Annotated in this window: 13 protein-coding genes and 1 pseudogene; 13 read left to right on the plus strand and 1 reads right to left on the minus strand. The window is 46.7% G+C overall.

The features are described 5' to 3' along the window. From OEM52_02660 to OEM52_02720, 13 genes and pseudogenes are all read left to right on the plus strand, one after another. On the plus strand, positions 1–1172 hold a 1172-nt coding region (locus OEM52_02660), incomplete at its 5' end, for a type II secretion system F family protein (protein ID MDK9699040.1). Between the two features lie 215 nt (positions 1173–1387). Further along, a pseudogene (locus tag OEM52_02665) lies at positions 1388–1507 on the plus strand (prepilin-type N-terminal cleavage/methylation domain-containing protein). Between the two features lie 326 nt (positions 1508–1833). Beyond that, on the plus strand, positions 1834–2175 hold the full coding sequence (locus OEM52_02670) for a prepilin-type N-terminal cleavage/methylation domain-containing protein (protein MDK9699041.1): 342 nt from the start codon (positions 1834–1836) through the stop codon (positions 2173–2175). Positions 2176–2260: 85 nt separating this feature from the next. After that, entirely contained in the window at positions 2261–3034 is a 774-nt protein-coding gene (locus tag OEM52_02675) for a prepilin-type N-terminal cleavage/methylation domain-containing protein (protein MDK9699042.1), read from the plus strand. Beyond that, positions 3031–3441, plus strand: coding sequence for a pectate lyase (locus OEM52_02680; GenBank protein ID MDK9699043.1), 411 nt, complete (start codon positions 3031–3033; stop codon positions 3439–3441). Before OEM52_02675 ends, OEM52_02680 begins: the two co-directional genes overlap by 4 nt. Further along, positions 3438–3995: a prepilin-type N-terminal cleavage/methylation domain-containing protein gene (locus tag OEM52_02685; protein MDK9699044.1), complete on the plus strand. Its 558-nt coding sequence runs from the start codon at positions 3438–3440 to the stop codon at positions 3993–3995. The genes OEM52_02680 and OEM52_02685 overlap by 4 nt, the downstream gene beginning before the upstream one ends. Positions 3996–3997: 2 nt before the next feature. Further along, entirely contained in the window at positions 3998–4480 is a 483-nt protein-coding gene (locus OEM52_02690) for a hypothetical protein (protein MDK9699045.1), read from the plus strand. An 11-nt stretch (positions 4481–4491) separates the two neighbouring features. Further along, positions 4492–4725, plus strand: a complete 234-nt coding sequence (locus OEM52_02695; GenBank protein MDK9699046.1) for a hypothetical protein — start codon at positions 4492–4494, stop codon at positions 4723–4725. A gap of 107 nt (positions 4726–4832) precedes the next feature. Then, positions 4833–7685, plus strand: coding sequence for an AAA family ATPase (locus tag OEM52_02700; protein ID MDK9699047.1), 2853 nt, complete (start codon positions 4833–4835; stop codon positions 7683–7685). Positions 7686–7800: 115 nt separating this feature from the next. Continuing rightward, a complete protein-coding gene (locus OEM52_02705; protein MDK9699048.1) occupies positions 7801–8730 on the plus strand; it encodes an ABC transporter ATP-binding protein in 930 nt (309 codons plus the stop codon). Beyond that, positions 8724–9521, plus strand: coding sequence for an ABC transporter permease (locus OEM52_02710; protein ID MDK9699049.1), 798 nt, complete (start codon positions 8724–8726; stop codon positions 9519–9521). Before OEM52_02705 ends, OEM52_02710 begins: the two co-directional genes overlap by 7 nt. Positions 9522–9667: 146 nt before the next feature. Next, positions 9668–10411 carry a hypothetical protein gene (locus OEM52_02715; GenBank protein MDK9699050.1) on the plus strand — a complete coding sequence of 248 codons (744 nt, stop codon included), beginning with the start codon at positions 9668–9670 and terminating at the stop codon, positions 10409–10411. A gap of 255 nt (positions 10412–10666) precedes the next feature. Next, positions 10667–12265 (plus strand): response regulator, encoded by a 1599-nt coding sequence (locus tag OEM52_02720; GenBank protein ID MDK9699051.1) that lies wholly within the window; start codon positions 10667–10669, stop codon positions 12263–12265. Positions 12266–12269: 4 nt separating this feature from the next. Here OEM52_02720 and galE read toward each other — a convergent pair whose 3' ends face one another. Further along, a complete protein-coding gene (galE, locus tag OEM52_02725; protein ID MDK9699052.1) occupies positions 12270–13280 on the minus strand; it encodes a UDP-glucose 4-epimerase GalE in 1011 nt (336 codons plus the stop codon). Between the last annotated feature and the right edge of the window lie 144 nt (positions 13281–13424).

The following is a 13424-nucleotide window of genomic DNA, read 5'->3' on the forward strand; positions in this document are numbered from 1 at the left end:
AGGGGGTTAGCCGGGATGCGGCGATTTCTTATCTCCGTTCGCAAAACCTCCTGCCCATTCAAATCGAGGAGGAACGCGATACACCTCGGGTTACGATGGCACGCGATGGTGAACCTGAAGTACGAACACGAAAGAAGATAGGCAATAAAGAGATTATTGACTTTACTAAACAGTTGACGACTCTACTCCGGGCGGGTGTACCAATTCTTCCTTCTCTCGATACGATTTCTGGACAAACCGATAACCAGAATTTTTATGAAGCGATGCAGCAGGTTCAAAAAGATTTGGCAAGCGGCAGTGATTTCTCGACTGCGCTTGGAAAACACCCACACATCTTTAGTGATTTGTATGTTAACAGCGTACGGGCAGGGGAAGCCGGCGGTGTGCTCGATACGATCATGGCACGACTCTCCGATGTTTTAGCACGTGACGCCGACATTCAAAAGAAAGTAAAATCGGCATTGCGATATCCTTTGATCGTAACGATTGGCATGACGGTAGCATTCATCGTGTTGCTCATTTTTGTAGTTCCGAAATTTTCGAAGATGTTCGTGGATATGAAACTTGAACTGCCGTTGCCAACGAAAGTCATTATCGCCCTCTCACAATTCTTCTTAGGATACTGGTGGTTACTCCTTGCATTGGGAGTTGTGGTTTATTTTGGTTACAAGCAGCTTATTAAAAGTCAGACGATACAGAAGCAAATTGATGGCTATTTACTTCAAATTCCGGTGGTGGGTAACCTTCTTCTAAAATCATCGATGAGCCGGTTTAGCCGGATGTTTGCTACTTTGAACAAAGCAGGTCTACCAATTATCCAATCGTTACAAGTGGTTGCGCGTACTATTCCCAATGCAGTCATCCGGGATGAACTAATGGAGGTATCGAAAGGTATTGAACGTGGCCGTGGAATTGCCATGTCGATGAAAGATTCACCGGTCTTTCCGATGATGGTAGTCAAAATGATTCAAGTGGGGGAGGAGTCAGGAGCGATCGATGAAATGCTCCTACACATCTCAGATTACTTCGATGAAGAAGTCAGCGCTTCGGTGGAAGCGATTACGGACATGATTGAACCAATGTTGACCGTGATGATGGGTGGGATGGTGCTGGTACTCGCTTTAGCGATTTTCCTTCCAATGTGGAATTTAACTGATTTAGCGGGGCAATAATCTGTTCAGTTTTTGTACAATACATGATGAAATCTGAACAGCTTGGGCAAATGATTCTATCGAATAATCGAAATGTGTGTACACTGCACTAATATAAAATATTATTACTAAAAAGGTTACCGCCGGTATTTGTTAACAATTGTTTGGCAAGGTATTTGCAATTCTTCCCGGTAGTTATCAATTGGATACAATCATCTCAACCGATAGGAGAACAAATGCGTAAGTTCACGAATTCCAAGGGTTTCACCCTTATCGAATTAATCATGGTTATTGTGATCATCGGTATTCTCGCTGCTGTAGCAGTACCGAAGTTCGTCAATCTCCAAACCAAAGCTAATCAAGCAGCATGCGATTCCAACGTGGGTGCTATCAACTCCGCGATTGCAATCCAGTATGCGAATCAACTGACTGGGGCAGCGCCTGATCCAGCATGGATGGACGGTATTGATGCAATCGGGGCAGTGCAAGCGACTTGGTTTGCTTCCGGTACGGTTCCGACATGCCCGCTTGCGGTTGCTTATGTCATCACCAATGGCGTTTGCGCAAAGCATGTCCACTAAGCTTTGATTTTCAATCATCGCCTTCGGCGGTAGTGACCGGGGACTCCGTCGGGAGTTCCCGGTTTGTGTTTCTTTACCAGTAGTTTTACGATAGGTTTTCCATGAGATTTCGCACATCAAACGGATTTACACTGATTGAGATCATCATGGTGATTGTGATAATTGGAATATTAGTCGCAACAGCAGTTCCCAAATATGTTCATTTGCAGGCGGAGGCAAACCAGTCGGTGTGTAATGAAGCGGTACACCAAATCGAGTCGGCGATTGCCATCCAGTATGCTAATCAGGCGGCAGGTACTGCCCCCGATCCGAACTGGATGGAGCACTTCGACGATATCTCAGCGGTGCAAGCAACATGGTTCGCTAACAATGCGGTTCCGCATTGCCCTGTGAATGAACCATATGTCGTGAACAATGGTCAAATCGTCCGTCATAACCATTAGTGCTCGTTGGCACACCAGGTGACAAGATGATTGCTATACTTATGATGTAAGTGAACCGAACAACAACAAGAAGCAGCAAAATCTCATGAAGAAGCTCTGGAACAAAGGATTTAGTTTAGTCGAGTTAATCGTAGTGATTACGGTTACCGGAATCCTCGTGGGCGTCGCTGCCATCAAGTATAACTCCAATAGCGAGTATAAAGTTAACCTTGCCGCTCGAAAAATCATTGCTGATATCCGCTACATTCAATCATTCGCGATGAAGAACGGAACGGAAGTCGATTTTTACATTGTGAATTCTCCAGTTCCTCCGAGTGGATGCTTTATCGCGACAGCGGCATACGGCTCGGCTTGGGAGCCGCATGTGAACACTTTACGAAAGTTCCGCGACAATTACCTGTCTGGTACAACGATGGGCGACCGGTTCATCGTTCAGTATCAAACCTACGGGCCCAAAATCGCCACGTTTATTAATAAGAATCCAGTTTGGAAACCGATTGTGCGAGGTGCTCTAACACCTCTCGCGTATGTTTTAGAGATGGTTTTTGGTAAACCGGCTATTGCAGGCGGATGGGGCAGTAGCCCGGGAATTCCCGGAGAGCCCAACACTTATTATGCGAAAATCTCATCCTCGGGGGCATACTTAAAGAATCCGGATACCAATGCTGATTTTATCGTAAAACTTCCTGATGGGGTAGCGATAACCTCGGCGACTACTTCGATTAGTTTCAGTAGCCGTGGTATGCCAACTGGTGGTCCGTTCAATTCGAGTGGCAACAACAAGACGTTGTTAATACTGAACAGCACAATGTCGATCGTAATGTCGCGAGTTACCGGAACATGTTGGATCGAATCGTGAAAACATTACGATCCAATAGCTCTGCGGGTGTTAGTTTGCTGGAAACTGTTTTAGCAATGGTAATCATGGCAATCGCATTTCCCGCGCTATCGAATCTGTTTGCCGGGTTAACTGTTACTTCGCAACGTCCAGCGTACATCACTACCGCGGAGATGCTGTGTGTTTCCGAAGCGGAGGTACTCGTCGCCGATCATCGTTCAAGGGATTCAGTTAATTACGGCTACAACAATCTTCTGAATGCAAGATATCCCGACCTAGCGATACCCGGGTACACCAATTATTCTCGACAGATTCGTATCGTAGAAAGTTCCGGTAACACCGTCAAAACCGCGACAGTGACAATTATTGGACCGTTTAATGTACGGGCGGCGATTGTAGTTCGTTTTTACCGGTATACCCAACCATGAAACGAAACTTCTTATCCAAGCGAGGGTTGAACCGTGGCTTCTCACTGATGGAGATAATTCTCGTCATCAGTATTACCAGTTTGATCGCATTGGTAATCTCAAAAATTCTCGAGCAAACCGGTAATATGTATTTTCGGATGATTCGGAATGCCGATGCCAACGCACAAATGCAGCAAACGTACTATACAATGATAAGCGATATTCGGGAGTCGGTAGGAGCTGGTAGCGTATCGGCATCGGTGATTGATTTAGATAAGAAGTACTACTATGACGTGGTTGGAACTTCTTTGTTTGCTCATGTGATTCAACCTTACAATGGAACAACGTATCAGCTTGTTGCAAATAAAATTAATGTCAGTAATTTTTGGGATCCAATTGAAGATGTTCCTTCAAGTACAACATACAGTTTTGCTATTCCAAGAATCGAGGCCGGGACAGCATGGAACTCCGTTGCTCGCGGTGGGAACTACATTTACACGGTGACCTTGAAAATCAACGTTAATGGGCAAATCGTGCAGTCTCAGTTTAAGTCTTCTCCAATGGTGGAAAACTAACAATGATACGGCATGTGGGTAACACTCGCGGTATCTCTGTTATCACGGTGTTATTTTTTATTGTAATACTATCGGTCTTTGGCACGACGGTTGTTTCGCAAGTAGTTCGCCAAAATTTAGTGGCTGCAAATAGTCTAAAAGGTCAACAAGCATATTATGGAGCTCTCAGTGCTTGTGATCGGGCATCCCGTGATATTGTGACTGGAGTTGTTACTGGAAATACGAATTATGCAGCATACTCAATTGGAAATGTTTCCATTGAACTACTTACAGTTCGATTGACTTACGTTTCACCACCCTATTTTTTGTTGTCGTTTGACTCGGAACAGGTTTGGAGGATTACCGCACAAACGAGAGTTGGTGACACATACAAACAAGTGGTGATGTACCGGGCACGGAATGCTATCGCAGCAAAAGCGGGTTATTGGCCGGCGTATAGAAAGAATCAGGTTCTCTTTGTTACGGAAGAACGGAATTTTCGGTAGGGAGTTTCTCAGTGTTGCTTAGTCTTGGACTGGTGATATTTATCGTAGCTTTATTGCTATTCTTTGCTCCACGGGTGTTAATCCGTGGAAATGATATTGGGAACCACTCGCTACGAACTGGGTGGACACCACCGGTTTCACGTATCGTTTACTTTCTGTTTCACTACCGCAAAACGTTTGCTGCTTTGATGATGGTTTTGGCACTTTACCTTTTGGTTATCCGAGTCGCCGGAGTCGCTCTGTAATAGCGTTAGCAGTGTAAACTCCCAAAATTTACTTAGCCGGCAATGCGAATTGGTACAATCCCCTATTCTCACCTATATTGTGCTGTCTCCTACGATTCGAGTACAAAATGCAGTTCCACCGATTGTTAACGAAGGGTTTTGGGAAACTTTCCGGAGAGTACCGCTTTGCTTCGGAAGGAATGACGCTCATCGTCGAGGACAATGAGCGGGGGAAGTCTACGCTCAGCAATGCACTCTTTTTTGCTTTGTACGGCGAACCGGATAAGAATCGCCATGACCATCCACTATACCGCCAGTTTCGGTTGTACCGACCATGGAACAGTCCTGCCTACCAAACGACATTGGAAGTATCGGTAAACAATCGATCGATTGTTGTTGAGCGCGATTTTGGAGAGCGGCCGTTAGTTCGGGTTACCGATACCGAAACCGGCAAAGATATCACTGCGGAGTTCATGCAATCCGGCCGCGACGAAATCGGCTACCGGATAACCGGTTTAAGTTATCCTGATGCTATCCGTACGATCTTTGTTCCGCAAGCGATGGCGCCACTCGGCGACTCAAATCGAATGACGCTTACCCAAACAATTCAGCGCTTCGCCGACACCGCAGCTGGAGAATCAACCGCCGCAAAAGCAGTCACCGCGATCAACGATGCGTTAGCGAAGTATCCCTTTGCTCGTCTACCCGGTACGGTAAAAGTTACCGACGAGATCATGCGAATCGACCACGAAATCGCATCACTAACCCAATCGATTGACCGGATGGAACAGGAACGTGGCGACCGGGTAGGACTACTTTCAAAGATTGACAGCTTGGATCGTCACACAGTAACACTACAAGCTTACTCCCACGAGATAATTCGCCGGTCAGAGGCGAAAGAGCTAAAAGAGCTTAGTGCGAAACTGGAATCCGATGACTCGATTCGTGAAGAATGGCAACGCACCAAACAACTTTGGGACGAACTCGAACCGTTTGAATCGACTCCACTCGACCTCGAAGGGCCAATTTATGAAGCGCATACCGCTGTAACCCAGCAACAACAAATTGCCGAGACCTATTCTAAGCAAATCGATTCGATGCTGGAGCGGATAAATGCTCTGGGACAGCTGGATGCATCGGTTGATAGCGATGCATTGTCCGATTTATCCATTTTAGACGATTTGCGGCTCATGCAAACACAGTTTCGCGACACTGAATCGGAAATCGACACGTTCTCAGTGCAAGTGGATGCTGAGAAGAAACGATTACGTGATTTGGGACTCGACCCGGTCGAATTTGAACGGGAAGAACAACGCTGGGCATTGATTACAGTTCCGGAAGAAACCGCTGTTATTACGAGTGTCGATCAACTGCGAACGTTGACCCAATCAATTACTACTACCGAAAACGACCGGCAAACAATTGAAAATGATTTAGAACGACTTAAAGAACGCGTGAATGCCCGTAGCAACCAAGTGAAAACACAAGCGACTTTAGGTGGCGTGTTACTCGGGTTAGGAGTATTCGTTAAGGCACTTGTAGCTGGAGTCGTTGGTTGGCTTGGCGGTTTTCTACTAATCGGTGGTGGCGCTGGTATTTTGATTGCCACCTATCTGAATCAACGAAAAACGGCGCGTGAAACCGGTCAGGAAATTGAGCGCAAATCAATTCGCTTACACGAACTAACCAGTCAACACAAAAAACTACACGATGAGTATGAACAACTTACCAGTTTGCTTCAGGCAATAGCACAAAAGGTTGGTTTAGCGAATGCGCGCGATTTGTATGCCGCGCAACAGCGCCGACGGATGTTTGCACCGTCGATGTTCTCATTGCGTAACTTGAATGATAATTTACTGCGTTGGCAAACGAAGCGATCAGAGCTGGCGGGAAAAATCGCTGCTTTTGCCCATAAAATCGGGATGCCGCTGCAAGCAAAGGATATCACGGTTCCGCAAATTCACGATCTTCGGCAACGGTTGGAAACTTGGTTCCGCGGACGGAAAGAGCGCGAAGAGGCGAAAAATAAAAGAGCGTTGCTGGAAGAACAGCTTACAAATTCAAAACGCGACTTAATTGCTGCGGAAAACAATTTCGTAACGTTATTGTTTCGCGGCGGTATTAGCGATCCGGTATCGATTCAACAACGGTTCGATTCCTATCGGAATGCCTGTAAACTTCGCCGTCGCCGGCAGGAAATTCAACAAAGCCTCTTGCCTTCATTAAATGCGAAACGGCTGCCTGAATCGGAACGTGAGCGTTACCAACAGCGTTCGACCGAGTTGCAAGAGCGACTCTACCGTCAAAATGCAGTAGACTTGCCATCGGAGTATGCCTCGTTAGAACCTGTGATCGGGGTTCAAAAAGCTGCTGAGGAACAGGAACTGATTCGTAAACAACAAGAAACGCTGGCAACACAAGTGTTTGAGTATATGCAACGGGTGAGCCGCATCGGAACTACCCGACGGCAGCTAAAACAAATGCTCAGGATTCGCGAGCAAACACTTGCGTTTGAAGCTGCCGCAAAACTTGCCTGTGATGAGTTAAAATCGATGGCACAAGCAATCCATAGTGACTGGGCGAAAGCATTGAATCGAATCGCAACTGAACGGGCGAAATCCTTTACTGGGAGTGTGAAAGGAATTCGTTTTGGGAACGATTTGTCGATCCAAGTGGAGTTAAACGATGGCAGAATGCTCGACGAGCAAGCGATGCACTCGTTATCGATTGGCGCTCGCGATCAGTTGTATCTTGCTGTGCGAGTTGCAATTGCCGATTTCTTGAGTGTGGAACACTTACCGCTCGTTCTGGATGAACCGTTTGCACAAGCTGATGATACCCGCTTTGAATCGGGAATGGAGCTATTGCTTGAGGAAGCAAAAGCACGACAGGTGATATTACTAACATGTCATGCCCTCCGCCACCGCGATTGGATCAAGCGGCACGATAAAGAAGTGATGTTAGCTGGTTTGGCTGCCTAAGCAATTTATTTGCTCCGACATGAATGAGTTGCCAGTCTCGTTGTTTAGGCGCGCTCGCGGAGTGCGCCTTTTTCTTGATTTTGAATGAAGTAAGTACAAGCAAAGAAAATGTACTATGAATCCACCAATCGTTCTTGACCATCTAACAAAACAGTTCTCAGCGGGCGTATTTCGGAAATCGGTGACCGCGGTACGTGAGATTTCGTTTTCTGTTCAACCCGGTGAAGTCGTCGCGTTTCTCGGTCCCAATGGCGCTGGCAAGACAACAACGATTAAGCTGTTACTCGGTCTTTTGTTACCGACATCTGGATCGGTACGGCTATATCACTCCACACCCGAGCAGCGAAGCATTCGCAAAAACATCGGATTCATCCCTGATCATCCTTTCTTCTATCCTGCTCTTACGGGGCACCAGTTCTTACAACTTTGTGGAGTTATTAGTGGTTTACACAACAAAGAAGCGGAAAAAACTGCATCTGAATGGTTAGAAAAGGTCGGCCTAAGTAAGGACGCTGATAAAAAGGTCGGTGAGTATTCGCGGGGAATGTTGCAACGGTTGAATTTTGCACAGGCGCTACAGCATAATCCACCACTACTAATACTCGATGAACCGGTGTTAGGACTCGATCCGATTGGACATCATGATATGATGGAGCTGTTGCAAACCGAAGCTCAAACAGGTAAGACGTTATTCTTCAGTACCCATTTGTTGAGTGATGTTTCCGGGTTCTGTTCACGGGTTCTCATCATCGATCAAGGAAGCATTTTGGTCGACACATCACCACAGGCAATATTTTCTCAACAACGCGGAAAAATCGACGTTAGAGTTCGTTTTCCCGGTGAAACTCCCATACCGATCCTAACCATCGAAGCAATGAACAATAAGTACGGAATTGTACACTGTGTTGCTGCCGATCAAGCACAAGTGAACGAAATTATTCAGTGGACGCAGAACAACAGCGGCGAGATTATTGAAGTCCTCGAACGTAAACAATCGTTCGAGTGTGCCGTAATCGATCAGATGAAAGGAATCGACAAATGCTGAACCGTCTTCTCGCATTTGCGAAAAATACTTTTCTCGATTCCATTCGTAATCGCATTCTCTATTCGATCGCCTTGTTCACAGTTATTCTGTTGTTTCTTGCGATTCTGGTCAGCGATTGGTCGTTAGGGGAGCGGGGAAAGATACTACTGGATATCGGGTTGGCAGGTCTGTCGATATTTACATTAGCGGTCTCGATCTTTGTTGGAATAACCTTGATTAGCGGAGAGTTAGAGCGCCATACGCTGGCAGTCATATTAGCGCGGCCGATGGCGCGATGGGAAATCATTGTAGCAAAGTTTGTTGGTTTCTTTGGCGTTATCGCAGTATTACTGATTGGAATGACGCTGTTCTTAACCGTAATACTACTAACATTTGGTGTTTCGCTGTATCCGCTATTTTTTGTTTCCATATTGGGAATATTGTTAGAGTCATCGGTCGTTTTGGCGATTGCGCTATTCTTCTCATCGATCACCAAACCTACCTTGGCAGCCTTGTCGACAGTCGCTATCACGGTTTCAGCGAAAATGCTGGCAACCGTTCATCTGTATCAAACACAACAACTCGATCTCGAACATGCTACGTTTCACATACCAGCGGCGTTACAGCCGATACTAACGATGCTTTACTGGACATTGCCGGACTTGAGCCGGTTCGATTTCCGAATGTATGCGGGATATGAGCTTAACGTTCAATGGGGGATAATGTTTGGTCTAATCGGTTACACAATCGGATATGTTGTTGTTATTTTGCTGCTCACTGTTTGGCGGTTCTCCCGGGTCGACCTTAGATGAACAGGAAATATTTAATATTCGTACTGGCAATTATTGGATGCTTGTTGGTTACGTTTGTAATACGTACTTACTTCGAGCACGCCTCTCCTTACCGGAACACGAGCGATCAGATTGAAACCCTCCCTTCGTCCATATCGTTACATCTCATGTCACTCGGATATCGAACTGCTCTTGCCGATTTTCTATGGATTCGCGCTGTTTTGTATATGGGTGCAACGATTCCGCACGATCATGACCACCAGCATCAGCATGAACATGCGAACAATCATCATGATCACGAGACTGGTCACGAGCATTCTGGATCATACTCTGAAACCGAAAACCACGTACACACCGATTCATGTCACCATGACGAAGGGTTAAACAACCAATCTTTGCCAACAGAACCGATCAACCCGCGCACCTTTAACTTTCGTTCCCTGCCGGCGCTACAGAAGTCGCTCTACAAAAACGAAAACTCAGATTACGCTCCGGCATTATTACCTTTGTTGGAACGAATTGTCGCCCTTGACCCGTTTTTTTTTCGGGTTTACGAAAAAGGGGCAATGAAACTGGCATTCTCTTGTGGTCGTTCGGAAGAAGCATTGGTGCTGATCAATCACGGTTTGGAAGTATTCCCAAACGCCACGCGGTTGTACTACTTGAGAGGTTTGATCTTGCTGTTTTATCAAGACGACTTCGATTTTGCCGTTGCGGATTTTGTGAAGGTTATGCGGCTCAACTCCCAACAGCCGATTGAGCTGTATTCGCAAGAGGAGATGACCAGCCCGCAGTTCACCCAGTTTGTTCGTGAGATGTTGGTAAACTTTCGAAGCTACTGCCCAACTGAAGAAATGAAAGCGGAAATCGATCAAGCGATTCGCGATGTGACAAAGCGCATTCCGATGTAAATCAGGTCGGGCAGCAGTTTTGCAACTTTGTAACAAGCAATTTTCTTGTATGGTCGAATTCTTGTGATATGTTGCAGAATATTGAAAAAAAAGCGATATTGATTGTCTAAGTATTCATCGAATGTCAGTAGGATATTCGATCAATTCACAACTACTGTTACGGTATTTGAGTTGGGAGAGACCCCTATCTACACTCCGCTCAAGTTCGCGTTAACCGCTTGGCATTGTTACGAATATTGTGCAATTGAAATTGTCATGAAACCATACCTTGCAAAGTTTGCCGAAATCTCCGAGTATCTCCGAAAGGCACGGAGAGAAGTCGCCAGCTCAGGTAACCCACTGGTGGTTTCTACGGTGCGAAATGTTACTGAACGCCTAATTTCTTTTGCCCAAACGCACAATGCTCCCGAAGTCATGATGTATGCTTCGCGGGTTGCTGCAGCATCGGAAGCAAGTTTCCTGCCGGAATTGGAAAAATTAATCCAGTCACTGAATGCTGTTATTGCGGGACAATCGTCTGACGGGCAGAGCATTTTGGTAATCGACGACGATGAAATGACTCAGCGATTGATTGAGGCATTCCTCCAATCGACGCATCGACGATTACATTTTGTTGACAGTTTGCGGGATGCAGATGAAGCATTGGCAAACCAGCCGTTTTCTCTAATATTACTCGATTTAATCCTCCCAGATGGCGATGGGCGTAACTATTTAGCGCGTCTAAAGCAGGAGTCGGCTACTTCCTCGATACCAGTAATAGTTCTTACTTCAAAAGAGAATGAAGCCATTCGGATGGAGTGTCTTGGCTTAGGTGCGACTGAGTATTTTGTGAAACCGTTGCAATTGCAGCCGCTCGCGATCGCAATTGAACGCAACATTGCCCGTCTTCGTCCCGCCGAGCCAATGGTAGTTGCAAGTTCACCTGTTTCGACCGAAGAGATACCAACCTCGATCGCTGTAGCTTCACCACCGCGTGAGGATCGTCGATTACAGCGGGAGTATCGGTTAAGCAGTCGTGCTGAGTTTCAGGAGTGCTATCTTCGAGAAGTTGCTGCTGCCCGTAAAACCGGAATGCCAATCTCAATGGCAGCGATGGATATTGACGATTTCACCCAAATCACGATTGATCACGGCACTACCGGGGGCGAGGACGCAATTAGGACAGTTGCATCGCAGTTAGCGAAAGCACTGCAGCCCGGAGAAGAGGCCGTGCGCTGGGGATTGGATGATTTTCTCGTTTTGCTGCCAGGTCTATCCATCGAAGCGGCGAAGCTGCGCATCGAGAATTGGCGCAAGAGCTTCCAGGATTTGTTAGCAACCTCCATAAATCCAATTCACATCTCAGTGGGCGTTGCGGATGTCGCAAGTACCGTTGAGTTAGCCGAAGCGATGGGACTTGCGAAACGTTATTTGTATGCTGCCAAGCAATTAGGGAAGAATAGCATTATAGCTGGTTCAGACGAATTGGATTCGCCCAATCGTACGATAATCATGGCAGAAGATGATGAAGTTTCGGCGGCTTTGGTGGCGCATCGTTTGAACCGGGAAGGAATCGAAGTATTCCAGTTTAGCAATGGCAGCGAAGCGTGGAATGCCGCCCAAACGACCACACCATCGCTTTTCCTGTTAGACGTGAAAATGCCGGTAATGGATGGTTTTGAGCTGTTGCAGAAAATTCGCTCCGAGCACAGATTCGATTCTGTCCCCGTGGTGATGTTGACAGCCATCGGAAAAGAGACTGATATCGTTCACGGATTAGAGTTAGGAGCCGATGACTACATCATCAAACCGTTCTCACCGACCGATCTTGTTGCCCGCTTGAGTCGTCTGCTGGCAAAAAAACGTGGCGAGTAATCGTTTACCTTTTCACATATCCATCGGGATTCTTCAAGTGCCACTGCCATGCGGAGTGACACGCTTCGAATAGTGAGAGTTTTCCTGACCACCCCAACACCGACTGCGCTTTCGTTGGATCAGCAACCAGAATCGCTGGGTCACCCGCCCGCCGGGCAGTCGTTTCAAATGGAATCGGTTTCCCACAAGCTTGTTCAAAGGCCGTCCGGATGTCGAAAACGCTGCCACCGATTCCATTGCCAACATTGCACATCAACCAACCGCGATTCTTTGTTGCCCACTCCATTGCACTGATATGCGCATCGGCAAGGTCCATGATGTGGATGTAGTCACGTAAGCAGGTTCCGTCCGGTGTTGGGTAATCGGTACCGAAGACCTGCAGCTTAGCCCTCTTCCCATCAGCGATTTCTAACAAAATGGGAATGATATTTTTCGCATTCTTCTGGTCTTCGCCAATCATGCCGGATTCGTGGGCACCGATTGGATTAAAGTAGCGTAACGCAACCGACGACCAGCCGCTGCCAATTGCGAGCCACTGCAACAGTTTTTCCGAACAATACTTAGTGTCGCCGTAGGGATTCACCGGATCAGCGGACATTTCTTCGTGTAGGGCTGGAACGACTTTGTCGCCGTAAACTTGACAGGTCGATGAATAGACGATACGTGACACACCAGCTTCCTGCATGGCATTACACAAAACAGCAGTACCCCCCACGTTCTCCGCGAAGTAATAAGCTGCTTGAGTAACTGAATCTTCCACCGACTTTTTTCCGGCAAAGTGAATCACCGCGTCGATTTTTGAAGCTGCAAACAGCTTTCGGAGTAGCACCCGGTCAGAGATATCACCGACATACAACTCGATTTTTTTACCGGTTAGCTGCTCGATTCGATCGACCGCTTCCTTGTGACCGCTCGACAGATCGTCGAGGATGGTAACATCGTAGCCGGTTTCCAGTAAGCGGATTGCAGTGTGGGAGCCAATGTATCCAGCCCCGCCGGTGACCAAAATGCGCATGATTCTCCTCAGAGGTTCGGGTGTGATAACAAAGTAATACATCGGTATAAGGAGGCAAAATTTGTTGTATTGCTGTCTGGTATCTGTAGTGAATTCCGCAATATTGATGAACCCTTTTACTCGAAATGTTATCTTTGGTTTTGC

This window comes from bacterium, from assembly GCA_030247525.1.
Classification (GTDB): Bacteria; Electryoneota; JAOADG01; order JAOADG01; family JAOADG01; genus JAOTSC01.

Bases quoted from the DNA above. Each gene is read 5' to 3' on its own strand.
- OEM52_02670 (MDK9699041.1), top strand. From the start codon at position 1,834: ATGAGATTTCGCACATCAAACGGATTTACACTGATTGAGATCATCATG.
- OEM52_02675 (MDK9699042.1), top strand. From the start codon at position 2,261: ATGAAGAAGCTCTGGAACAAAGGATTTAGTTTAGTCGAGTTAATCGTA.
- OEM52_02685 (MDK9699044.1), top strand. From the start codon at position 3,438: ATGAAACGAAACTTCTTATCCAAGCGAGGGTTGAACCGTGGCTTCTCA.
- OEM52_02690 (MDK9699045.1), top strand. From the start codon at position 3,998: ATGATACGGCATGTGGGTAACACTCGCGGTATCTCTGTTATCACGGTG.
- OEM52_02700 (MDK9699047.1), top strand. From the start codon at position 4,833: ATGCAGTTCCACCGATTGTTAACGAAGGGTTTTGGGAAACTTTCCGGA.
- OEM52_02705 (MDK9699048.1), top strand. From the start codon at position 7,801: ATGAATCCACCAATCGTTCTTGACCATCTAACAAAACAGTTCTCAGCG.
- OEM52_02710 (MDK9699049.1), top strand. From the start codon at position 8,724: ATGCTGAACCGTCTTCTCGCATTTGCGAAAAATACTTTTCTCGATTCC.
- OEM52_02715 (MDK9699050.1), top strand. From the start codon at position 9,668: ATGTCACTCGGATATCGAACTGCTCTTGCCGATTTTCTATGGATTCGC.
- OEM52_02720 (MDK9699051.1), top strand. From the start codon at position 10,667: ATGAAACCATACCTTGCAAAGTTTGCCGAAATCTCCGAGTATCTCCGA.
- galE (MDK9699052.1), bottom strand. From the start codon at position 13,280: ATGCGCATTTTGGTCACCGGCGGGGCTGGATACATTGGCTCCCACACT.